The organism is Roseiconus nitratireducens, assembly GCF_008629675.1.
GTDB classification, from domain to species: Bacteria; Planctomycetota; Planctomycetia; order Pirellulales; family Pirellulaceae; genus Stieleria; species Stieleria nitratireducens.
Window position 1 is genome coordinate 301,045 of sequence record NZ_VWOX01000010.1, and the last position, 21,632, is coordinate 322,676.

The window sequence follows — 21,632 nt, forward strand, 5'->3', positions numbered from 1 at the left end:
AAAATGTCATTCTCAACATCATCACGTGCGGGATTTCGTGACGGGAGAGTGGCTCTAAGGGTTGACTACTGAACGGCAACGCGATGGAAGATTAATTGAGCGTCGGAACCAAATCAAACCAACAGACTGGCATCCGAGACCAAGTCGCGATTTACCGCCAGCGGGGCTGGTACTGTGTGCCGCTGCGCCCGCGGTCGAAGTCGCCTTCGCGTCGCGATTGGACCAATCTGCGATTGGCTCCCGACGTCTTTCCCGACAATTGCAACGTCGGCATCATCCTGGGTGAACCGTCCGGGTGGCTCGTGGGTGTCGACCTCGATTGCCCTGAAGCGATCGAGCTGGCCGATCAATATCTTCCACCGACGTCGGCGATCACCGGCCGTCCGTCGTCGCCAAAGTCACACCGCTGGTACATCGCCGCGAACGCGGCCACCGAGAAGCACCAAGACCCAACCGACGGATCGATGATCGTCGAGCTTCGATCCACCGGCGGACAAACCGTGGTCGGCCCGAGTATTCACCCCGATGGCGAACCTTATGACATCCTCGATACTGAACCGGCAACCGTTCCCGCACCGATGCTGGCCGCCTGCGTGAAAGCTTTGGCCGATGCCGTGATCGTCAAGCGTGGCGTACCAGCACCTATCAAACAACCGCTTACCAAGACGCGATCCACAATCGAAAGTGACGTCGAAGCCCGAGCGATCGCGTACATCGCCGCGATGCCACCAGCGATCTCCGGCAGCGGAGGTCACTCGCAAACCTATGCCGCCGCGACAGTACTCGTCCACGGGTTCGGCCTTGAACCAGATCGTGCCCTCGCAATCCTCGCCGCCGAATATAACCCGCGATGTTCGCCGCCGTGGTCCGACCGCGAACTGCAACACAAAATCAACCAAGCGGCAACCAAACCTCATGATCGGCCGTTCGGTTGGCTTCGTGACGAAGGACCGATCGAACCAATCGGCGAAACGGTCGACCTCAGCGGGTTCATGGCGAAGCCGGCTGTCGTTTCGTTTAAGGCGAGAACGTCCAGCAGCAAGTTTGGTGACAATGTTGATCCCGGACGGCTGCCCGAACGCTTGTTCAACGTTCCCGGCTTCGTACGCCGCGTGATGGATTTTTCTCTCGCCAACGCGCCTTATCCGAACATCGGTTTGGCATTCTGCGGCGCGATGGCTCTGCAGTCGTATCTCGCCGGCCGCAAAGTCTGCACCGCCGGCGATTTGCGGACCAATATTTATCTGCTCGCGCTGGCTGGCAGCGGCACCGGAAAGGAATTTCCCCGGAAGGTCAATTCGCAGGTGCTGTTTCAAATCGGCGAATCCAGGGCCCTCGGTGACAAGTTCGCGTCCGGCGAAGGCATTCAGGATTGCCTCGCTCGCAGCAACAAAATGCTGTTTCAAAACGACGAGATGGACGGCGTCCTGCGTCAGATCAATCTCGATCGCGATAGCAGTCGCGAATCGATCCCAAACATCCTGCTGACACTCTACACATCGGCCGGCGACGTTTATCCGCTGCGGGTCAAAGCGAACCAGAAAGAGGCTAACCATGTCGACCAACCACACCTGACGCTATTCGGCACCGCGACGCCTCAGTACTTTTACGAGTCACTCTCCAAGCGAATGTTGGCGAATGGATTCTTTGCGCGTCTGAACATTATCGATGTCGGTAAACGCGGCAAAGGTCAAACACCAGGATCGGCCAGAAACTTGCCGGACTCGATTCTCGATGTCGCCAAATGGTGGACCGACTTCCATCCCAGCGGTGGCAACTTTATGCAACTTTACCCCAAACCGGCGACGGTGCTTTTCGCTCCCGACGCGGAAGCGGCCATCACGGAACTTCGCCACCAAACCGAAGTTGAATACGACAAGGCGGATGACGTCGGCGATGAGGTCGCTCGTGCCGCGTGGAGTCGAACGTGCGAGCACGCCAAGAAACTGGCGCTCATCTACGCGTGCAGCGAGAACCATGAGAAACCGCTGATTACGCTCGATGCGGTTCGTTGGGCCAGCGAGTTCTCACTACATCAAACACGCCGTCAACTGTACCTCGCGTCGGTCCATGTCGCCGAGAACCCGTTCCACAAGGAATGTTTGAAGTTCAAGAAGCGTCTGGCCGAACGCGAGGGCTTCATGATGCCCCGTCGCGAACTGATGCGTTCGATGACGCTCAAGGCTAGCGACTTCGACCAAGTCGTCCAGACACTGATCCAGCAAGAAGAGATTGAATCGGTTTCGATTCAAACGAAGACCAAACCGGCCGCCGGCTATCGGCTGATCACGGTCCCCGAACTGCCGTCACAAACTGTCAGAAAATCCGTCAGCGAAACCGTTGACGATTCTGACGTTTCAGCCGTTGAAACGACCGATCCGACCGAAAAACGATCGAATCTGTCAGGTTTGTCAGTGAGTGCAACTGACGGATTCGCTGACGGTTCTTGAGCGTCAAAAGCCCCTTAATATAGATAAAAACCCCCTCTCTCTCTTAATACGTCAGTGTGTCAGGAGCACCCGCCCGCGATGTGCATTCGCACGTATGAGGGGGTGGTATGACGGATTTACCTCTGACGCTTTCCCGTTTTCCCTTTTTGATTGGAGTGTTCTAAATGACGCAGTGTCTGTCCTGCCAATTCTATCACGTCGAGCAACCGGCGACCGAGCGGTCGATCGGCTACGGTCGATGCCGTCGGCGTCCGCCCCAGTTCCCACAAAGTAAGCAAAGCCGCTTCCGATCGGAGTTCGCCGTCTTTCCGACTGTGGCGGATACCGATTGGTGCGGTGAGTTTCGCCCGCAAGACGCAGAATCAAGGGCTACGTGTGAATCAGCATCCTAGAAGTCCGAATTTCCAAACGGTCTGCGTTCAAGCGGTTGAAGTGAACGGCAGCCTGATGCTTTTAGATCGAAGTGGAAAGCGCTTGTGCGGTGCCGTTCGCCAGTCTGATCTTGGCGAATCACGAAACCTCTTTGTATTGAACGCTTGGCGTTGGTCCTTCGCCATCGACCGAATGAAGGTTCGCATCAAAAGACAGATCGACAACCAGACGGTCGACCCGTGGACGAGACGTGCGGGAAGTCTCGCTCAATCGCTACGAATTCGTAAAAGATTCGCCAGACCTGTTCCTTCGAGCCGTCGCCGGTTCGAGGCGTACACAACAGCAACATGGCCCGAGGCTGCGAAACGTCTTTGGCAGCAAGGAAACAATCGGCGTCGACGTCATGAGCGAACCGGGTGGGTGCGTTGGGCACACACCGTTGCCAACAATCACAACAAAAGAAAAGGAGGCTGTTATGCCAAAGACCTCGCCAGTAACCACAAACCAAATACTCGAGATGGTGCGATCGCAACAGCATCGGTGCGCGATCAGCGGTCGTGAGCTCACGCCCGAGACGGCATCGCTGGACCACATCCGTCCGCTTTCACGCGGCGGAACTCACGAGACCTCGAATCTCTGCATCGTCGAACATTTGGTCAACTCGGCCAAGGGGACAATGACGATGGACGAGTTTGTGTCAATGTGCCGGGATGTCACCGAGCACCAATCTCGCATGCGCACTGGGAACAACGCTTAGGTACTCCGCCAGCGATGACGCATGTCAGGCCCGCCGAATCAGCGGCCTTAGATCACAGAGTTTGTTTCGTGCCGATGTCCGACTTTTGACGATCACCGCCCGTCCGAGCGAATCGGATCGCAACCTACCTAACGACCGAACCAGCTATCTACCGACCGACCCTTTTCCGTTTCTTCCCCTTTGGAAAAGGACTCTGCCATGCAGGTCGAAATGTGGTCGCTTGATCGAATCAAGCCTTACGAAAACAACCCTCGCATCAATGACGACGCGGTCGCTCCGGTCGTTCAAAGCATCAACGAATTTGGCTTCCGGCAGCCGATTGTCGTCGATCCCGACGGCGTCATCATCGTCGGACACACGCGGTTCAAAGCCGCCCAGCAATTGCAACTGACCGAAGTCCCGGTTCATGTCGCTCGCGATCTCGAACCCGAAGCTGTGCGGGCCTACCGTATCGCCGACAATCGGACTAGTGAAAATGCCGAGTGGGACTACGATTTGCTCCCGCTTGAAATCGCAGCGTTGCAAGACATCGGTTTCGACTGTGAATTGATCGGATTTGATTCCGATGAATTGGCCAAGCTGCTCAATCCGGGAGTTGGTCAAGGACTGACTGATCCCGATGAAGTTCCTGAGCCGCCTGATGAAGCGATCACGCAACCGGGTGACATTTGGATCCTCGGCAACCACCGATTGATGTGCGGCGACTCATCGAAACCAGAGGATTTGGATCGGCTGCTGGACGGCCAGCCCATTCATTTGGTTCACATGGACCCGCCGTATAATGTCTCGGTTAGTCCACGCAGTAAGAACGCGATCGCGGCTGGCAACAGCACTTTCGCTGGCGATGGCAAGAAGGCCAAAGGCGAGCAGAAGATGCGGGCGAAAGACCGCCCGTTGGCCAACGACTTCATTTCCGAAGAGGAATTTGACCGTCTGTTGTTGGCTTGGTTCGAGAACGCATCGCGTGTCTTGGTACCGGGCGGGTGTGCGTATGTGTGGGGAGGCTACGCCAACCTCGGGAACTATCCTGGCCCTCTGAAGCAGGCAGGGATCTACTTCTCACAAGCGATCGTGTGGGACAAGCAACACCCTGTCATGACGCGCAAGGACTTCATGGGGGCGTTTGAACTTTGTTTCTACGGTTGGAAAGAAGGTGCCGGCCATAAGTACTACGGCCCGAACAACGCGACCGACCTTTGGCATGTGAAGAAGGTTAATCCGCAGGCCATGGTTCACTTGACCGAGAAGCCCGTCGAGCTTGCCGTCAACGCGATCCAGTACAGCAGCAAGCACGGCCAAAACGTTCTCGACCTGTTCGGCGGCAGTGGTTCAACATTGATTGGTGCCGAGCAAACCGGCCGCAACGCGTTCTTGATGGAACTCGACCCACCGTACTGTGACGTCATTGTCGAGCGGTGGGAAATGTTCACCGGAAAGAAAGCCGAGCGTGTGGGACAGGAGGTGTCGGCATGAGCCAATTGAACGAAATGGTAGAATCCGCCGAGGTATCTGAGGTACCGCTCTACCATTGGCGGCGAAAAGATTTTGAATGCCGGGCAGCCGAACTTTCAGATTTGGTCGCCAAGGATGACAACTTCGAAGGTTATTCGCTGGAATATCCAAAGACGGCGCGAATGGCCGCGGAGGAACTACGGTGCCGGGGACTCGATGTCGACATCGCCCCGCGGTTGCTGCTGATGGCAATTTTCGGCCAGGAAGATGAGGCAATTTGGTCCGCCGAGAGGATCGACGAATTGGCGACCGAGGCAGAACTCGACGGCTTGCTATTGCGATCAACAATGTTCTGTAGCGGAGCAAACGTTCGGTTTGGCCAAATGATGTTGGCCTACCTGTTTCGCTGCGTCTGTAGCCGGGTTTCATTCGGCCCGCAAATCGACCTCGACCGCTTCGAGTACGCGATTGTGCCAGGCGATCCGTATAACCGCGTGCAGTTTCTGCCACTCGGCCGTTTGGCATCGGTGATCCGGGAGTCCAACTATGGATAGCCTGCGACAGCCTGATGCGTCCAAACGTTTTCGTTCATCAAGTAAACATGCTCGGCGTTCAAGTACCGAGCGAGCGCCGGCAGCTCCTCAGCGGATTTCACTTCGTTGGTTCTCCGGCTGGTTTCGAAGTACTCCGGCATCGCTGGTCGCGGCGACAGCGAACGCACTTCGCCGCCTTGGATCAATTCGAGGGCTTCTTCCGGAACAAGGTAGCCGGTCGTCAGGATCGGCATCACGTGTTCGGGGTAGCCGTCGAAATGAAGGTAGGTTGCCAGGATGGTTTCATCCGGCAAGCAGATGGCGAGGATGGCTCTTGTGGACATGGATCAATCTCCGAGGGCTTGAGTTGTCGGCATGCCATCGATCAAGACGACAACATCCGGTGGAATGGAAAGCATCAATGACCGGCCGGTGTCCCAATCGACATCGACTTGAGTCCAACCGTTTTGTGGATACACGCCGGCGACCGTGCCGGTGGTGCCGGCGGGAATCGGGTCGGGGTCGTCGGTCATCGAAACCAGGCGGACCCGGTCGCCCGCCCTAAAATTGGCAGCGTTCATTAGTTTCTCATCCCGTTGGTTTCGTCCACCAAGGCGGCGACTTCGGAGAGCTGTGCGTTGATCAAGTTCAAGGCCCAAACGTGCGTCCAACGCAGCGCTTTGTTGTCCGGCGGGATCATTCGATCGAGTTGCAACTCGATGTGTTGCAGCAAGTCGCGTGAAATTTGGTGTGCGTTGTCGTAGGCCGCGGCCGGTTCGATCGGCCGCGGAGCCAGGGTTTGAACTTTGGCGTTCTTCATCGTCGTGTCTCCGTTGGGGGAAGATCTTGAAAACCGTATCGGTGAACACAGAGAGCCATGACGTTTCGCCAGCATCAAGCGAAGCTCGCCAAACATTCCAAGGAATATTGAATGTTTCTGGCCGGCCGAAGATGACCGCGACAAACGCCGCGTGTCGGCGGGCTCCGGTGCGCGGGATGGTCCGCCGCGTCAACGACAAAACGCCCGGACGCTACCAACGTCGGGCGTTGTCGGCGGCGTTGGGTTTAGAACCCGAGCGGCACCAAGACATGGGCGTTTGCGCCCGTGACATCAAATTCTTTGCCGGTCGTCGTCCGCGCGAGAATCCGATTCCCGCGGCGGACCAGAGATTTCACCGTGCCGGGCTCGAACCGGCCACCGATGCTTCGCAGTTCATAACCCATGTCGGGTTCCGGCCCGGCGGTTTCGCCATCGGCCAGGTCATCAACTTCGCGTATGTCGCCAATGAATTTCATCGCCGTTGCCTCCTTTCAAGTCCGCACCGTAAACCGGCCGCGCTCGGTCTTGACGAACCGGCTTTCGTCGCCGTTCTTCAAGTCGCGGAGGATGGCCGAGTACAGCGTCGCGTGCGGCGTCTTGCCTCCGGGGCTTTGCCAAAGGTTCTGTTCTTCCATGGCGGCGATCATTTCTTGGGCGTTCATCGGTTCCGGTGCATCGGCCAAGACTTGCAAGGCGGCTTTGACACAGGAAAGCTTCTTCTCACCGGCGGGCTTCGCAGTTTCGGCTTTTGCCTTCTTCTTCAACACCCGCTTGGTCGAGCGGGCGTCCGTCGTTGCCGACGGGACTGGCCCGCGAAGTCGGCCGGCGGTTTTGATTCGCACCTTTTTGCCGGTCGAAAGATTGGTCGCGTCCCAACCGCCGCTCGGGTGTTCTGCGTCGATCCGGACCGTGACCACTTTGTTGGTCACCTTCGATTGGTATTCGCCGCCGATCGTTACGTCTGCCTTGTTCATTTCGTTTCTCCGTTTCGTCATTCGATGCGTGGCTGCCATCGTCAGGCCGCGGGTACCGCCCCGCGACGACGCCGGAATCCGTCCCGGCGTTTCGGCTTTCGTTCAAACCGCCGCGCCCAGGTTGCTTTTGCGAAGCAGGTCGTACATCTGAATGAAGAGGTAGTGTTCCTCCAAAAGCGGGCCTTCCGGGCCGACATCTGCGTCGGCGTTTTCCAAGGCGTCGGCGAGCGGTTTGAGGTGATCGCCGATGGCGTGGAAGGCGTCGCGGATTTCTTGGTAGGTCGCCGGGTCGAGGGTTTGCATCGCGGTGCGAAGGGCGGCGGCTTTGTTGTTCTGGGGTTTGTTCATGGCCATCGTTTGGTCTCCGGTGTGAAGGTTGGTTTTCGTTTCGCCCCGTCGGCGTGTGACACATGGAGCCATGGAAATCACAGCAACTCAAGCGAGACTCGGCAGGAATCCGCAGGCGTTTTCGCAGCTTTTCGCAAAGCTGCGATAACTCCCGAGGCACGGGCGAATTCAGCCGTGAATGTTTTTCTGGAACTTTGCGGCCAGCCCGTCGATCGCGTCGTGAAGGTCATCGAGTTCGCCGAAATAGCGGTCGAACTTTTCGGGTTCGGCCGCTTCGAGGATCGGCATGTCTTTGACCGCCGCGTGCAGTTGCTCGATCAGTTCGAGCGTCGCGGTGCGTGCGTAAAGAAGGTCAGCTGTGCTGGGTCGGGTCTTTGCGGTTGCCATGCGTGTGTCTCTGTTGGCGAGAAAAGAATTCGTTTCGGTGACACAGATGAGCCATGGATCTTGCGGAAGCTCAAGCGAAGTTCAAACAAAACTTTCAGCTTTCCTTCCGTCGGCGACGTTGCGGCGTGTCGGCCGCCATCGAAGGTCTGGCAAGTGATGCCGACAACGACGAATCGCCGCAACGTTGGGCAAACGTCGCGGCGTGGGGTGCGAAGGCCGAAGGCCGGCGAGCTAGTTGCCGTCGTCTTCCGGCTCGTTTGGTTCGAGCAATTCGGCAAGCCGCGCGGCGTAGTGGCGAAGCGTACCAACGTGGTCCCAACCGATCCGCGTATCGCCGCCGGGTGCGGGTTGGTCTTCGATCATTTGCCGAACGGCTTCGGCCAACCGCAATGCGTCGGCGTGAGCGGCAACGTAGGCGTCTTTGAGGATTTGATTTTGGTTCATCGTTCGTCCTTTGGCTCGAATGGAAGAAGGCCGGCGGCGTTGTTCGCGCCGCCGGCCGGTTCGGTGTCGCGGTTAACAATCGCGGCAGGTTTCCCAGGCCCGTTTGCTTCCGTAACAAATCTGCCCGCCTTCGACGATGTAGACGGTCGCGTCTTCGGCGACGTCTTGGTCGTCCGCGAATTCGTGTGGATCGTCGTGTTCCGCTTCGTTCATCTCCGCGCCGCTGGTCACGCCAGCGATTCGGTTTTCGAAGGGCCAGTTTTGTTGCGTCATCAAACGCACCTCCGCGTCGTCGCCGTGCTCTTCGCGGTACTCGTTCAAAAGGTCGATCAGTTCGGCGATGGTCATGTTTGTTTCTCCGTTGGGGTGAATGGAAAACCGTCTTTCGATGACGACATGGAGCCATGCGAAACGAAACACAGCAAGCCGATCCTGCCAGCAATTCGCAGGCTTTTTGCAGGTTTCTGGACGCCGCCGACGTGGCCACACGTTTGGGCGTGTTGCGTTGCGGAAAACGCTCGCCCGCTACCTACTACCTATGCCGTTTCGCGGCGACGGTGCCCGACGTGGCCGCACAAAACGAAGAAACGCCGCGGGGTCAATCGCGGCGTTGATGTGGTTGCCCGTCGGCGTTTAGATCGCCCGGTCGTATTTGCGGGCCATTTCCAAAAGCTTCTTTTTGATCGGTTTCCAATCGCACGTTTGTTCGCCGCTGGAAAGTTCGCCGAAGCGTTTGTTTCGAAGGTCGCCCTTGTACCAACCCTTCGTCCAACCGAGTCGGTAGAAGAGCCGGTTGAGTTCCGTTTCCCCTTCGCCGGCACCCTGTCGGTCCCAGCAAGACTTGGTGCCGGGCTTTTTGGCGTAGTCCCAACCCGAGCAGCGTTTGCTGGTCAATGCGAGTTCGACCAAACCGAGTACCAATTGCAGGTAGCCGGCGATCTTGTCTTTATTCAAACTGCCGGCGAAGGCCCTGATCTCAATGCGGTTCCGGCCGCGGGCAAGGTGCGTCAAATTCAAAAGGTGGTAGCGGTCCGATTCGCATTGGCGTTTCGCGGCGTCTTTGTTGCCGTAGTCTTTAATGCGTTTTGCCCAGCGGTTCTGTTCGCGTCGTCGCGTTCCAGTCGAAGCGTAGATGGCTCGTTCGTGGTTGCCGATTAGCGAAATCAATCGGGCGAGCGCTGCGGCGTCGTTACCGAAGCTGACAGTCAGATGAAGACCTGTTGAGAAATTGACTCTCCCACCGCGAGCCGTGATCGCGTCGACCGCAGTCAGGACGCTTTGCAATCCTTCGTACCCGCGAAGGACCGGCGAAACGAACTCGCATCCTTTGCGGTTGGGGGCCAGCGTTTGAATGCTCGAATCTCGTTCGGCTTTCCAACCCGTTGGCAGCCAAGATACCGGCAACCCGTTGTGGTATCCGCCGATCGGCGTGGGGTCGGTTGCCGGAATCGTCGTTTCCAATTCAATCCCAAACTGAATGTCGTTGGCGTTCATGTTTGTGTCTCCGAAAGGCGTGTGAATTCGTTTGTTGAATGCACATGGAGCCATGCGTTTCGGGACACCTCAAGCGAAGCTCGGCAGTAATGTTTCAGTAATTTCCACCTTTCTTTTCATCGCCACACGCGGCCAGTTTTGCCCCGACGTGGCCGGCCGAGACATGCGGCCGAACATGCCAAACATGCGTCCGATCGCGACAGTTGCCGATGTGTTGGCCGTGTCGCGATTCCTCCCAAAGAATCCGGTCATGGAAGACAAACCGAAGCCCGCAAACCCGAATCGGCTGACGCCAGCAGAACTCGCCACGTTGTTATCGAACCGTCGAAAGAAACGCGTCGAAGTCACAAATATCCAGGCTGACATTGAGGCCGGCGCACCGACCAACTCCGACGGCACGATCAGCCTCGTTGCGTATGCCGCTTGGCTCTTGCAGGAGAAACATCGTGGCAGTTGACCTGTTGAAGATGCGGCCGAGCGAATGTTGTCGGACGCTCAACAGCACGCCGCTCGGTACCGTGCTGACCGATCGGCAGTTGTATCGCTATCGAACCGAAGCCGGCGTGTTGATCGGTGATGGAACCCATGTCGATCTCCTCCGCTTCACTGCGTGGCTCATTGATAAACGCCATGTTCCGAAACCGCCGGCGGATGCCGACCCGTATGCGAAGGTCAAAGAGAAGGCACGTGCCCGCAACGCCGCCGTGGCTCTCGCCGGACGAGACATCGGCGACCTTCCAACCGTCGAAGATCCAGAGCGGAAAGCGAGAGCGGCCGGCTCGTTTCGCTTCTTCTGTGAAACCTATTTCAAATTGACCTTCCATCTCGATTGGTCGCCGGACCACATCAAGGTCATTAACAAGATCGAAGAAGCGGTCGTTCGCGGCGGGCTGTTTGCACTTGCTATGGCTCGCGGAAGTGGGAAAAGCTCACTCGCCGAGGTCGCCTGCATTTGGGCGGTGCTCAACGGCTACTGCGACTTCGTTTGTTTGATTGGCAGCGACGAAGGCCACGCCTGCGATATGCTTGATTCGATCAAGACCGAACTCGACGCCAACGAATTGCTGCTGGCCGACTATCCCGAGGTCTGCTTTCCAATCCAGGCGTTGGACGGCATCTCGAACCGCGCCAACGGACAACTCTATCAGGGCAAGCGAACGCAGATCGGTTGGACGGCGAAAGAGATCGTTTTGCCCACGGTCGCCGGGAGCAAAGCGAGCGGCGCGATCATCAAGGTCGCCGGCCTGACCGGTCGCATCCGCGGGATGAAATTCAAACGTCCCGATGGCAAAACCGTTCGACCATCGCTAGTTGTACTAGATGACCCGCAGACCGACGAATCGGCTCGATCGTTATCGCAATGTGCAAACCGGGAAGCGATCCTCGCCGGCGCGGTGCTGGGTCTTGCCGGCCCAGGCAAAAAGATCTCCGGCATCATGCCATGCACGGTGATTCGTCCCGGCGACATGGCCGACAACATTCTCGACCGCGAAAAACACCCTGAGTGGAATGGCGAACGCACGCGTATGGTCGACTCGTTCCCGACCAACGAAACGCTATGGCAACGCTACGCGGAGATCCGCAGCGAAGGACTTCGCGCGGGTGATGGTGGTGAAGCTGGCACCGAATTCTATCGCCAGAACCAAGTTGAGATGGACGCCGGCGCTTCCGTGTCGTGGAAGGAACGTTTCAACGAGGACGAACTGTCCGCGATCCAACACGCAATGAATTTGAAACTGCAAGACGAAGCAGCGTTCTTCGCCGAGTATCAAAACGAACCGCTGCCAGAGGAAACGGTCGGAGCAGACCAACTGAACGCCGATCAAGTCGCCGCCAAGATCAACAACATGCCGCGTCGATCAGTGCCAATCGCCGGCAACCATCTCACCGCGTTCATCGACGTTCAAGGCAAACTGCTATTTTACGTCGTCGGAGCGTGGGAGGACGATTTCACTGGCTACGTCGTCGACTATGGAACCTATCCCGATCAACAACGCACACACTTCACACTCCGTGACGCCCGCCACACGCTCGAAAATGCAAGCGAAGGCACCGGTCTCGAGGGCAGCATCTATGCCGGCCTCGAATCGCTGACGGATGAGCTACTTGGTCGCGAGTGGCAACGCGATGACGGCGCGGCAATGAAGATCGGCCGCTGTCTAATTGACGCCAACTGGGGTCATTCAACGAACGTGGTCTACCAATTTTGCCGGCAAAGCCCACACGCTTCGATCTTGCTCCCCTCGCATGGCCGTTTCGTCGGAGCGTCTTCAAACCCCTTCAGCGAATACAAACGCCGACCGGGCGATCGAGTTGGTTTGAATTGGCGAGTGCCCTCCATCAATGGCAAACGAGCAATCCGCCATGTGATCTACGACACGAATTGGTGGAAATCCTTCACGCACGCAAGATTGGCCGTTGCGATGGGCGATCGTGGATGCCTATCGATCTTCGGCGACCGGCCTGAGATGCATCGCATGTTCGCCGAGCAAGTGACGGCCGAGTATTTCGTGAGAACCGAAGGGCGTGGAAGGACGGTGGATGAGTGGAAATCTCGGCCGGAGCAGCCCGATAACCACTGGCTCGATTGCTTGGTCGGTTGCGCGGTTGGTGCATCCATGCAGGGAGCTCTGTTGTTTGGTACCGACATCCCGACCGCCCCCCAACGAAAACGGGTGAGCTTCAAGGAAATGCAGCAACGTCGTCGAAGTTGATCGCCCGAGAATTTTTCTTGGGACGCCATCGTGACAAATCGCATAGCTAAGAAAGGGAGGGTGATCGTTTTCTTAGGGCGAATCTCAATGCCAGACAACCTCGAAGAAGAAATTCGCGAAAACGCCGCCGGCCCCGCAAAAGCATCCGGCGATGCGGGCAGTGTCGAGCAACACAAGCTGCAAGATCAGATCGCAGCCGACAAACACCTCGCCGGCAAGAAGGCCGTCTCGAAACCGCATCGCGGACTTCGCTTCAGCAAGATCGTGCCGCCATCGGCCGGCTGATCGTTGAATCCAACACCAACCCACAGGGCTGCCGGGGACGGCAACAGGAAATAGCACGGATGTTTTTCCGAGGACGTTTGTCAGGGATGATCGAGCAATTGCGCGACCGCCAAGCCTCCCGGCAGGTCGCCTCTGGACGCTCGCCCCGGCAGCCCTTGTTTCAACGATTGCGAGCGAAGTACGACGCGGCCAACACGACGCTTGATAACGTCAAACATTGGTCGCGTGCTGACGGACTATCGGCGGCGTCCGCGAATTCGCCCGACGTTCGCCGAACACTCCGCAATCGATCGCGATACGAGGTCGCCAACAACAGCTACGCACGTGGCATCACACTGACTCTTGCCAACGATGTTGTTGGTACCGGACCGCGATTGCAAATGCTGACCGGCGACGATGTGGCGAATCGATTCGTCGAATCCGAATTCTTTGCATGGTGCGAAGCGATCGGTTTGCCGGAAAAATTGCGGACGATGCGGCTCGCACGCGTTTCCGATGGCGAGGCGTTCGGGCTGCTGACTAGCAACGAACGACTGGAGACGCCGGTCAACCTTGATTTGCGTTTGATCGAAGCGGATCAAGTCGCCACGCCAACGTTGGTGCCCGATACACGTCGCTACCTCGATGGCATCCGCTTCGACGCCGACGGGAATCCGATCGCGTATGACATCCTTCGTCAACATCCGGGCGACGGAATGTTCTTGGTCGACGACGAATACGACACCGTGCCAGCCAGCGATGTGCTGCACTACTTTCGCTGCGATCGTCCAGGGCAGATTCGTGGCATTCCAGACATCACGCCGGCTCTGCCGCTCTTTGCACAACTCCGCCGGTTCACACTCGCCGTCCTCGCCGCCGCCGAAACCGCTGCCGAGTTTGCGGGGATTCTTTACACCGACGCGCCCGCGAATGGCGAAGCCGACGCGGCTGAACCTTTCGAGCCGATTGAACTCGAGAAGCGAATGCTTCTAACGATGCCCGGCGGTTGGAAGATGGCTCAGATGAAATCCGAGCAACCATCAACCACATACGCCGAGTTCAAGAAGGAAGTCCTCAACGAAATCGCTCGTTGTTTGAACATGCCGTTTAATGTCGCCGCCGGAAATTCGAGTGGCTACAACTACGCAAGCGGTCGGCTCGATCACCAAACGTATTTCAAATCAATCCGCGTCGAGCAAACGCAACTCGCCCGCGTGGTGCTCGATCGCATTCTAAAAGCGTGGCTCCGCGAAGCCATCCTCATCGAGGGCTACCTGCCCAACTCGCTTCGCACGCTCGATTCAACGTTCGAGCACCAATGGTTCTGGGACGGGCATGAGCACGTCGACCCGGCCAAGGAAGCCAACGCACAAAAAATCCGTCTTGCCAGTCATACGACAACTCTGGCTATCGAATTTGCGCGGCAGGGGCGTGACTGGGAGACGGAACTTAAACAACGTGCCAAAGAGATCGCATTGATGCGTGACCTCGGTCTAACGATCGAGTCCGACGAAACTGATTCTTCATCCGAACCCGAAGTCACGGAAGACCATGCCGAAGACGCAAAACAACAACCCGCTTGAAGCCGAAGCCGAATCGGTCCCCAGTAGTCTTCGCATCGTTTGTGACGACTCCGCGACGATTCAATTGGAAGCTGCCGAAGTCGCTGCCGACGGTGAAGACAAGCCTTCACTTCGCAAGTTCAACATGACAGCTTACACCGGCGGGGCAATGCGACTCGGGGGTTGGCCATACCCGGTGGTCGTCGACCTGGCGGGCATGCGTGTCACTCGCAAATCACGACCGATTCTCAAAGACCACGATCGCGGATCGATCGTTGGCCACACTGACGACATCACGATCACCGACAAGTCGCTGCAGGTCGCGGGCGTGATCAGCGGTGTCGGAGTCACGGCCCAGGAAGTGATCGCAACCAGCGAGAACGGATTCCCTTGGCAGGCGTCGCTCGGGGCGAGTGCCGACAAGGTCGTGTTCATTCCCGAAGGCAAGACCGCGAAGGCCAATGGTCGCGATCATCAAGGTCCGGTCTACATCGCTCGCAAGTCCACCCTCGGCGAAGTCTCCTTCGTGGCCCTCGGTGCCGACGACAACACCGAAGCCCGCGTGGCCGCTGGGATGGTTGATGGTGACGAGACCGATGAAACCGCAGACGACACCGAAACCACGGACGATCTCGAACCTGTCAACGCAAGTCTGACTATGAGCACCAAAACGAAGCCCGAACCTAACCCGAAATCGAGCCAAACTTCTCCGGTCGAGCAGATGCGAGCCGAAGCTGCGGCCGAATCTCGCCGCATCGCCGGCATCCGCAAGCTCTGTGCGGGCAACCATCCAACCATCGAAGCCGATGCCATCGAGCAAGGCTGGTCCATCACCAAAACGGAACTCGTCGTGCTGCGAAGCGAACGCCCGAAAGCTCCCGATCAAACACATCACTCACCGCGATACACCCGCGAAATCCTCGAAGCCGCTGCGTGTTTGTCGGTCGGCATTGAAGAGAAGGTGCTGCTCGCTGGCTTCGGCGAGAAAACACTCAACGCCGCTGATCCGCTTCGCCACATCGGTCTGCGGGAACTCGTCGCCGAATGTGCTCGCAGCGAAGGGATCGATGTTCCTCGTGTCTTCGGCGATGGAACCGCGACGATCCGCGCCGGTTTCAGTTCCATGAGCTTGCCGAGCATCATGGAGAACGTCATGAACAAGACATTGCTGGCCGCCTATCAAAACACGCCGATCGCCGCGTTCGATCTTTGCAGCGTCGGAACGGTAACCGACTTCAAAGAGGTCGCCCGTTATCGATTGCTCGGTACCGGTGGCTTTGAACAGGTCGCAGCCGACGGCGAACTCAAACACAGCAAACTGTCGGACCAAAAGTACAGCAACAAGGCTGACACTTACGGTCAAATCCTCACGCTGACTCGACACGACATCATCAACGATGACTTGTCCGCCTTCATGGACATCCCTCGTCAAATGGGACGCAGTGGTGCCGAGTCGATCGACGACTTGTTCTTCACCTTGCTGCTCAAGAACGCTGGCTTCTTCTCGTCCGCCAATGCGAACTTGCTGCAAGGTGCGGACACCAAGTTCGGTCCGGATGCACTGACCGTCGCCAAGACCACCTTCCGCAAGCAGAAGGCTGGCCCTGGTGGCAAACCCAAAGACCAGAAGCCGATCAACATTCGGCCCGAGTACTTGGTGGTTCCGGTCGAGCTTGAAACCGAAGCTGAGCTGCTCATGGGCTCGGCGCAATTGATGATCGACTCGCAAGGCGAAGCGACCAAGATTCCAGTCGACAACCCGCACCGCAACAAGTATCGAGTCATTAGCACGCCGCACCTGTCGGACAGCTACTACCCCGGTGCGAGCGCGACCGCTTGGTATCTGTTCGCCAATCCGAACGTGCTTCCCGCGTTCGAGATCGTGTTCCTCAACGGCCGCCGCACTCCGATCATCGAACGAGTCGAGATGCCACCGAACACCCTCGGCATGGGCTTCCGATCGTACATCGACTTCGGTGTGAACAGCCAAGACCACCGCGCCGCCGTGAAGGTCGCTGGCGAGTAAACAGGCGTGAGACCTGAGGCATGAGGCCTGAGGTCCAAACCGTCCCATTCCCTTCTTCTTCCTCAAGTCTCAGGCCTCGAGCCTCAAGCCTCTTATGCAAGCTCAATACGTTCACGACGGCAAGCACGTCGACTTCACTCCCGACGCTGATGTCCCCGTCGGTTCCATCGTCATCCAAGGCGATCTGGTCGGCATCACCAAACGCGATCTCAAAGCCGACCTGCTCGGCTCGATCGCCGTTGAGGGTGTCTTCGACATCCCGAAGGATCCCGCAGACGCCGAAGTCTACACTGCCGGCCAAAAGGTCTACGCGACCAACGACGGCATCGTCACTGATGTCGACTCTGGCACGTTTTACTTGGGCAAGGTGGTTGCCAATGCAGCTGCCACCGACAATTTCGTTCGCGTTCGCCTGAGCCAGTGATGAACCGCCGTGAGCAATCCAATCATCGCACCCGTCGGGGCGATCTACGTCCACGAGGGCGTGACGGTCCCGATCGTTCCTGAAACCGACATCAACGCTGGTGACGTGGTCGTCCTCGGCCGGCTTGTCGGCGTCGCCAAGTTCGGTATCGCCGCCGGAGCCCGCGGCAGCATCACCGTTCAAGGTGTCTTTGAAATCGTCAAAGACCCAACCACCAACATCCCCGCCGGCACGATTCTTTACTGGTCCAAGATCAGCCACCACGTGATCAAGAACCAGTACGACCATTCGATGATCGGCATCTCCGTCGAAGACGCACCTCCCAGCACGCCGACCATCCGCGTCCGGTTGCTGCAGTAACGTCTCGTCTCTCGCTTGCTTTCAAAGACTCCCACGCAAGGATGCCAAGTTGCGAAATCTAATCTTCGCGTGCGCTCTCCTCGTCTGCACCGGTTGTTTGCCGGAGCGTGATGTTCAAGTCCGACCGCTGCCGGCCCCGCCACCCGAACAGCCGATCGCCAACCTTCCGCCGCAGCTCCATCAACGCAACTGGACTGGCCGGCTCAATCAAGGCAGTTGCGTTCATGCATCGCTGGTCAATCACTTCCGTTGGCTTAACGAGTTTGAACTCGGCGAACGCTGGCGAGCGACCTACAGCGATGGCGAATGGGACACGCGTTTGCGAGACCGTCTCGACGCCGCCGGCATCGATTACAGCTACACGGTCAAAGCCGACCCGCGTTTTCTCGACTGGGCAAACGCGACGCGACGAGGTGCGATCCTTTGGTGGAAGCCCGCCCATTGCTGCACCTTCGTCGGTTGGGTGGAACGCGATGGCCAGCAATACGCCGCGATCCTCGACAACAACTATCCCGGCCGGTTTGAACTCACACCCCGCGAACAGTTTGTTCGCCTCTGGGCCGGCTATGGCGGATTCGCCCTGACGGTCATGGAAGATCCCGCCAGCTCTCTGCCCTATCGAAGCTATGAGGTAATCAATGAAGGATGAAATTCGGATCCGGCTCAGCGTGGGCCTGATTTTTGTCGCGGTGCTGCACGCCGTGATGCTCGGCACGATCTGCGTTGCGTTACACGAAGAACCCGAGGGCCAGCCGTGTCGTTGTGAAACCTGGGATCTGCCGAGTGCTAGCCCCGCTCCAACTGTCGGACGTCAAGTCGAACGCTTGCCCGAGCCGCCCAACGTGAACCTGGGAGCACAAAGCGAGCTGAAACAACAGACGACCTACTGTCCTCTTCCTTGTCCGCCAACGACTCAGCCGACGATCGTCCAGCCCTACCGTGTTGTGCCAAGCACTCCAACTGTCACGCAGCCGATCGTCATCACGCCCACGTCGAATCCAAGCGTTCCATCCGTTGCACCCGAGCCTACGCCGAAACGATACCAACTCGCCCTGTTCGTCAACGGTGACGCGAAAAGCCAACAACTTCTCGATTGGTTCGACCGTGACAAGAATCTGGTGAATCTAAAATCCAAGTGCGCGTTTCAAGTTTATACCGAGAACAACGCACTCTATCGAACGCGGTTTGCGGACATCGTTCCCGTCAGCCAGTTCCCAGTCGTCCTGTTCCAAGATGCCAGTGGTGGGCACGTCCACGCGGCCGGGCACACAATGTTGCCATCCACGCCCCGTGAACTCTACGACGACCTGCGGCACGGTTATGAACTCTATCAGCAAACACGCGAAGCCCAACGCACGGGAGCACTCAAGTCTCGCGGCTATTCGTGGGACTCCGCGATCAACCCGACGATGCAGCTTTCACCCGAAGACTGCCCCGATGGTTACTGCCCAATCGAACCAAAAGAACCGAGTTGGCGACCGTTTGATCGCGACCGAGACGGTGAACGCGATCGACTCTTCGACCGCGATACCTCCAGCCGTAATGCTCTGATCTGGGCGGGTGCCGGCGAACTCGCCACGCTCGCGTTGATCTTCGTCGCCGTTCTGTTGCTCGGATTCATTCTCATCAAACGAGGACTCTAACCCATCATGATTCTTGGAATTGCCATCGTTGTCGTTCTGGTCCTCGTCGCCATCGCGATCCTTCCCACGAAGAAACGAGACCGTGACGGTACACACACTAACTTCGTTCAGCCGTTTGTGCGTCCAACCAACTTTCGTCAGCAACAACTCAGCGAGGAAGCCGAAGCGATCGCGGACGAGTACCAACGGCGCGCCGATGAAGCCTGGCGAGATGAGCTTGGCGAGAAGGCTACGGCTCTCTTTCAATGCAAGCCGGCAACAAAGCCCAGGTCCCGAAAATCGTGAGCGATATGCTCCAGCGCGGGCAAGCTTGGCTTTCGCAAAAGCTAACCCAGCACGCGTCACGCCTAGTCACGTACCAGCGTGACGAGTTATCCGTCGAGCTACCCGCCACGATCGGCAAGTCCGAATACGAGCAAGACGATGGCGAGGGCATCGTCACTCGCGCCCAAGTTCGCGACTTTTTGATCAACACAAAAGACCTGCTCAGCAGTGTCATCGGAACCTGGCCCCGCCGCGGCGATCGCATCATCGAAACCGACGGCGAGATCACCTTTGTTTACGAGCTGATGTCGATCGGCAACGAACCGCCGTGGCGATACAGCGATCCGTTTCGCATCAAACTCCGCATCCATACTAAATTGGTCGACACCATCGAATGACAGCACCACTTGCAACCGTCATCCAAATCGCCGACAGCGTCGTGGCCGAAATCAACGCCGGCGACTTCAGCAAGAAGAGTCTCTCGGCTCAGCGGCTTTACGTTCCCAACTTTGACCTGGAGGATATGAAGGAACTGCGGGTCACTGTGGTTCCTCGCGAAGTCGAATACTTGCCGCTCGACCGCGTCAGCAACAAGTACCACGCTACGATCGACGTCGCCATCCAAAAGAAGTTCTCCAAGGGGGACGCGAAAGAGATCGACCCGCTGGTGCTGTTCGTCGAAGAACTGGCCGACTACTTCCGACTCAAACGACTCAACTCGTACGTCGCCGCCCGTTGCATCAAGGTCGAGAACGCTGTGTTGTACTCAACCGAACACTGGACTCAGTTCAACCAATTCACCAGCTTGCTGACGCTCACGTTTGAACTTGCCAAGTGATGCACATCCGGACGCGAGTCCGCCTCGATGCCAACCGCGTCAAGAAGAAAGCTGACCAAGCGTCGTTCAAGTCGCTTGGTCACGCCGGTGGAACGATTCGCAAGACTGCGTATCGAAGCATCCGCAAACGCAAGAACCCGTCGCGGCCCGGAAGCCCGCCGAGTTCACCGACTGGCCGACTGCGGAGATCATTCCGTTACGAGGTCGATCGACGAACACCAGGCGTCGTCGTCGGCCCCGTCAACGAGATCGCCGGCCGCTTGTGGAACCTCCACGAGTTCGGCGGCATCGCGAAGAAGCGCCGCAAACTCAAACGCCATCGATTCCGAGTCGGCCAGCACGGACCGATCCGTGTCATCGGCCCCGGTAAGTTTGCTCGGATCGAACTGCGAACCGCCGCTCAAACCAACCGCGCCCGCCGGCTGATTGAAGAAGAGAACCAACGTCGCGGAGCCGAAAAGCCGCGCCGTTACCCAAAGCGTCCGTTCATGAAACCAGCCCTCGAAACCCATCGATCCCAACTCCCCAAATTCTGGCGGGACTCGATTAGGTAAATTCACCATTCAACGGCGAGTCAAAGTCGTCAGCCATGAACAGAATCTTGCCTGACGCCGACCCCGCTTTGCAGCTGAAATCCTGCTCTTGTTCTTTACGAATCACAGCAACACGCTTGCCGTGATCAACGATCGCAACCTCCTCGCCGGGTGCTAACCCAGCAGGCACACTGGCCAGGTCTTGGCTGGCGTCGCTGATTTGTATTTCGCTCATCGCCAAACCTCCAGAAACGATGGGTAACGGCGGGTGAATTTCATTTACTCACTATACCCCAAGTCACGGAAGAGAATATGTCCGCTGAAGTAGTCCTCGGTCTCGACGCCGTCCTCACGATCGACGGTGCCGAGATCAAAAACGTCAAAGACCTGACCGTGTCGCTTGAGAAAGCTGAAGCGGACGCGAGCACGCGCGACAACAATGGCTGGCGAGCAACCGTCGGTACGCTCAAAGACGCCTCAATCGAGTTCACCGTTCTGAACAAGAGTGGCGACACATCGTTCGGCATGCTGCAAGGCCTTTGGAGCAGCGGGACGCCGTGCGACGTCGGCATTTCCGACGCCGGCGGAGCACTGACTTTAACTTGCGAAGTGATGAACTTCAACGTCAATCAGAACCTCGAAGAGGTCGTCTCGGCCGACGTGACTCTTAAGCCGACGCAGTCATCCACTGGTGGTGGGATGAATGTGGGTAGTACCACTTGATCCTAACCAAGCATTCGTTCATAGGAAGCATGATCGCCTATCCAGAACCAAAGCAGTCCGTCCTCAACCTCGACGGCTAATGCCCGGTATTGGATACCGACTCGTGCCGACCAGAATCGTCCAACCTTTTTAAAGTGAAGTGACGGGTGAGTCGGATTTTCTCTCAAGAGTGCAAAATTCTTGTCCGCCAGTTCCCGTATCGCATCCGGTAGTTCCGCATAAAGTTGCCAGAATCTTGGACTGGCATGAT

General features: G+C 57.6%; 29 protein-coding genes and 1 other RNA gene. 17 read left to right on the top strand and 13 right to left on the bottom strand.

Going from position 1 to position 21,632, the window contains the following annotated elements; genetic code table 11:
- The first annotated feature begins 95 nt into the window (after nucleotides 1-95).
- The 4 genes from FYK55_RS18260 (at nucleotide 96) to FYK55_RS18275 (ending at nucleotide 5,585) form a co-directional block, all read left to right on the top strand.
- The gene (locus FYK55_RS18260) at nucleotides 96-2,450 is read left to right on the top strand and encodes a bifunctional DNA primase/polymerase (protein ID WP_150077883.1); all 2,355 of its coding nucleotides are present in this window, start codon (nucleotides 96-98) and stop codon (nucleotides 2,448-2,450) included.
- 336 nt (nucleotides 2,451-2,786) lie between these two features.
- The gene (locus FYK55_RS18265) at nucleotides 2,787-3,383 is read left to right on the top strand and encodes a hypothetical protein (RefSeq protein ID WP_150077884.1); all 597 of its coding nucleotides are present in this window, start codon (nucleotides 2,787-2,789) and stop codon (nucleotides 3,381-3,383) included.
- Between the two features lie 394 nt (nucleotides 3,384-3,777).
- On the top strand, nucleotides 3,778-5,052 hold the full coding sequence (locus FYK55_RS18270) for a DNA modification methylase (RefSeq protein ID WP_150077885.1): 1,275 nt from the start codon (nucleotides 3,778-3,780) through the stop codon (nucleotides 5,050-5,052).
- Nucleotides 5,049-5,585, top strand: a complete 537-nt coding sequence (locus tag FYK55_RS18275) for a hypothetical protein (RefSeq protein WP_150077886.1) — start codon at nucleotides 5,049-5,051, stop codon at nucleotides 5,583-5,585. Before FYK55_RS18270 ends, FYK55_RS18275 begins: the two co-directional genes overlap by 4 nt.
- Here FYK55_RS18275 and FYK55_RS18280 read toward each other — a convergent pair.
- The 10 genes from FYK55_RS18280 to FYK55_RS18325 form a co-directional block, all read right to left on the bottom strand.
- Nucleotides 5,576-5,908, bottom strand: coding sequence for a hypothetical protein (locus FYK55_RS18280; protein WP_150077887.1), 333 nt, complete (start codon nucleotides 5,906-5,908; stop codon nucleotides 5,576-5,578). The two genes, FYK55_RS18275 and FYK55_RS18280, sit on opposite strands and share 10 nt — an antisense overlap.
- A 3-nt stretch (nucleotides 5,909-5,911) precedes the next feature.
- Nucleotides 5,912-6,145, bottom strand: a complete 234-nt coding sequence (locus FYK55_RS18285) for a DUF4314 domain-containing protein (protein WP_150077888.1) — start codon at nucleotides 6,143-6,145, stop codon at nucleotides 5,912-5,914.
- Nucleotides 6,145-6,384: a hypothetical protein gene (locus FYK55_RS18290; protein WP_150077889.1), complete on the bottom strand. Its 240-nt coding sequence runs from the start codon at nucleotides 6,382-6,384 to the stop codon at nucleotides 6,145-6,147. The genes FYK55_RS18285 and FYK55_RS18290 overlap by 1 nt, the downstream gene beginning before the upstream one ends.
- A gap of 245 nt (nucleotides 6,385-6,629) precedes the next feature.
- Nucleotides 6,630-6,860: a hypothetical protein gene (locus tag FYK55_RS18295; RefSeq protein ID WP_150077890.1), complete on the bottom strand. Its 231-nt coding sequence runs from the start codon at nucleotides 6,858-6,860 to the stop codon at nucleotides 6,630-6,632.
- A 15-nt stretch (nucleotides 6,861-6,875) separates the two neighbouring features.
- Nucleotides 6,876-7,358: a winged helix-turn-helix domain-containing protein gene (locus FYK55_RS18300; RefSeq protein ID WP_161604613.1), complete on the bottom strand. Its 483-nt coding sequence runs from the start codon at nucleotides 7,356-7,358 to the stop codon at nucleotides 6,876-6,878.
- A 26-nt stretch (nucleotides 7,359-7,384) separates the two neighbouring features.
- Nucleotides 7,385-7,455, bottom strand: an RNA gene (locus FYK55_RS18305) — hammerhead ribozyme type II.
- Between the two features lie 5 nt (nucleotides 7,456-7,460).
- Nucleotides 7,461-7,706 (bottom strand): hypothetical protein, encoded by a 246-nt coding sequence (locus tag FYK55_RS18310; protein WP_161604614.1) that lies wholly within the window; start codon nucleotides 7,704-7,706, stop codon nucleotides 7,461-7,463.
- 168 nt (nucleotides 7,707-7,874) lie between these two features.
- A complete protein-coding gene (locus tag FYK55_RS18315) occupies nucleotides 7,875-8,093 on the bottom strand; it encodes a hypothetical protein (protein ID WP_150077893.1) in 219 nt (72 codons plus the stop codon).
- A 231-nt stretch (nucleotides 8,094-8,324) separates the two neighbouring features.
- Nucleotides 8,325-8,537 (bottom strand): hypothetical protein, encoded by a 213-nt coding sequence (locus tag FYK55_RS18320; RefSeq protein WP_150077894.1) that lies wholly within the window; start codon nucleotides 8,535-8,537, stop codon nucleotides 8,325-8,327.
- A gap of 72 nt (nucleotides 8,538-8,609) precedes the next feature.
- Nucleotides 8,610-8,885, bottom strand: a complete 276-nt coding sequence (locus FYK55_RS18325) for a hypothetical protein (RefSeq protein WP_150077895.1) — start codon at nucleotides 8,883-8,885, stop codon at nucleotides 8,610-8,612.
- A gap of 56 nt (nucleotides 8,886-8,941) precedes the next feature.
- Here FYK55_RS18325 and FYK55_RS18330 point away from each other — a divergent pair, with 56 nt between their 5' ends.
- Complete coding sequence (locus tag FYK55_RS18330) at nucleotides 8,942-9,151, top strand: hypothetical protein (RefSeq protein WP_150077896.1); 210 nt, start codon at nucleotides 8,942-8,944, stop codon at nucleotides 9,149-9,151.
- A 19-nt stretch (nucleotides 9,152-9,170) separates the two neighbouring features.
- Here the strand turns inward: FYK55_RS18330 and FYK55_RS18335 are convergent, their stop codons facing one another.
- Nucleotides 9,171-10,031, bottom strand: coding sequence for an amidoligase family protein (locus FYK55_RS18335; RefSeq protein ID WP_161604615.1), 861 nt, complete (start codon nucleotides 10,029-10,031; stop codon nucleotides 9,171-9,173).
- A gap of 184 nt (nucleotides 10,032-10,215) precedes the next feature.
- On the opposite strand from FYK55_RS18335, the gene FYK55_RS18340 reads away from it, so the two are divergent.
- The 11 genes from FYK55_RS18340 (at nucleotide 10,216) to FYK55_RS18395 (ending at nucleotide 20,126) form a co-directional block, all read left to right on the top strand.
- The gene (locus tag FYK55_RS18340; RefSeq protein ID WP_161604616.1) at nucleotides 10,216-10,488 is read left to right on the top strand and encodes a hypothetical protein; all 273 of its coding nucleotides are present in this window, start codon (nucleotides 10,216-10,218) and stop codon (nucleotides 10,486-10,488) included.
- A complete protein-coding gene (locus tag FYK55_RS18345; protein ID WP_161604617.1) occupies nucleotides 10,478-12,745 on the top strand; it encodes a terminase gpA endonuclease subunit in 2,268 nt (755 codons plus the stop codon). The genes FYK55_RS18340 and FYK55_RS18345 overlap by 11 nt, the downstream gene beginning before the upstream one ends.
- 87 nt (nucleotides 12,746-12,832) lie before the next feature.
- On the top strand, nucleotides 12,833-13,030 hold the full coding sequence (locus FYK55_RS18350) for a hypothetical protein (protein WP_150077900.1): 198 nt from the start codon (nucleotides 12,833-12,835) through the stop codon (nucleotides 13,028-13,030).
- Between the two features lie 59 nt (nucleotides 13,031-13,089).
- Nucleotides 13,090-14,592, top strand: a complete 1,503-nt coding sequence (locus FYK55_RS18355; protein WP_150077901.1) for a phage portal protein — start codon at nucleotides 13,090-13,092, stop codon at nucleotides 14,590-14,592.
- Nucleotides 14,561-16,597, top strand: a complete 2,037-nt coding sequence (locus FYK55_RS18360) for a phage major capsid protein (protein WP_150077902.1) — start codon at nucleotides 14,561-14,563, stop codon at nucleotides 16,595-16,597. The genes FYK55_RS18355 and FYK55_RS18360 overlap by 32 nt, the downstream gene beginning before the upstream one ends.
- Nucleotides 16,598-16,691: 94 nt before the next feature.
- Nucleotides 16,692-17,021 (top strand): DUF2190 family protein, encoded by a 330-nt coding sequence (locus FYK55_RS18365; protein WP_150077903.1) that lies wholly within the window; start codon nucleotides 16,692-16,694, stop codon nucleotides 17,019-17,021.
- A 9-nt stretch (nucleotides 17,022-17,030) separates the two neighbouring features.
- Complete coding sequence (locus tag FYK55_RS18370) at nucleotides 17,031-17,381, top strand: DUF2190 family protein (RefSeq protein ID WP_150077904.1); 351 nt, start codon at nucleotides 17,031-17,033, stop codon at nucleotides 17,379-17,381.
- A 49-nt stretch (nucleotides 17,382-17,430) separates the two neighbouring features.
- Nucleotides 17,431-18,030 carry a hypothetical protein gene (locus FYK55_RS18375; protein WP_150077905.1) on the top strand — a complete coding sequence of 200 codons (600 nt, stop codon included), beginning with the start codon at nucleotides 17,431-17,433 and terminating at the stop codon, nucleotides 18,028-18,030.
- Nucleotides 18,020-19,024 carry a hypothetical protein gene (locus FYK55_RS18380; RefSeq protein ID WP_150077906.1) on the top strand — a complete coding sequence of 335 codons (1,005 nt, stop codon included), beginning with the start codon at nucleotides 18,020-18,022 and terminating at the stop codon, nucleotides 19,022-19,024. Before FYK55_RS18375 ends, FYK55_RS18380 begins: the two co-directional genes overlap by 11 nt.
- A 290-nt stretch (nucleotides 19,025-19,314) precedes the next feature.
- Nucleotides 19,315-19,686: a hypothetical protein gene (locus FYK55_RS18390; RefSeq protein ID WP_449314226.1), complete on the top strand. Its 372-nt coding sequence runs from the start codon at nucleotides 19,315-19,317 to the stop codon at nucleotides 19,684-19,686.
- Nucleotides 19,683-20,126 carry a hypothetical protein gene (locus FYK55_RS18395; protein ID WP_150077909.1) on the top strand — a complete coding sequence of 148 codons (444 nt, stop codon included), beginning with the start codon at nucleotides 19,683-19,685 and terminating at the stop codon, nucleotides 20,124-20,126. The genes FYK55_RS18390 and FYK55_RS18395 overlap by 4 nt, the downstream gene beginning before the upstream one ends.
- A 188-nt stretch (nucleotides 20,127-20,314) precedes the next feature.
- Here FYK55_RS18395 and FYK55_RS18400 read toward each other — a convergent pair whose 3' ends face one another.
- On the bottom strand, nucleotides 20,315-20,689 hold the full coding sequence (locus FYK55_RS18400) for a hypothetical protein (RefSeq protein ID WP_150077910.1): 375 nt from the start codon (nucleotides 20,687-20,689) through the stop codon (nucleotides 20,315-20,317).
- Nucleotides 20,673-20,894, bottom strand: coding sequence for a type II toxin-antitoxin system Phd/YefM family antitoxin (locus FYK55_RS18405; RefSeq protein WP_150077911.1), 222 nt, complete (start codon nucleotides 20,892-20,894; stop codon nucleotides 20,673-20,675). Before FYK55_RS18405 ends, FYK55_RS18400 begins: the two co-directional genes overlap by 17 nt.
- 77 nt (nucleotides 20,895-20,971) lie before the next feature.
- Here FYK55_RS18405 and FYK55_RS18410 point away from each other — a divergent pair, with 77 nt between their 5' ends.
- Complete coding sequence (locus FYK55_RS18410) at nucleotides 20,972-21,382, top strand: hypothetical protein (protein WP_150077912.1); 411 nt, start codon at nucleotides 20,972-20,974, stop codon at nucleotides 21,380-21,382.
- Nucleotides 21,383-21,632: the final 250 nt, after the last annotated feature.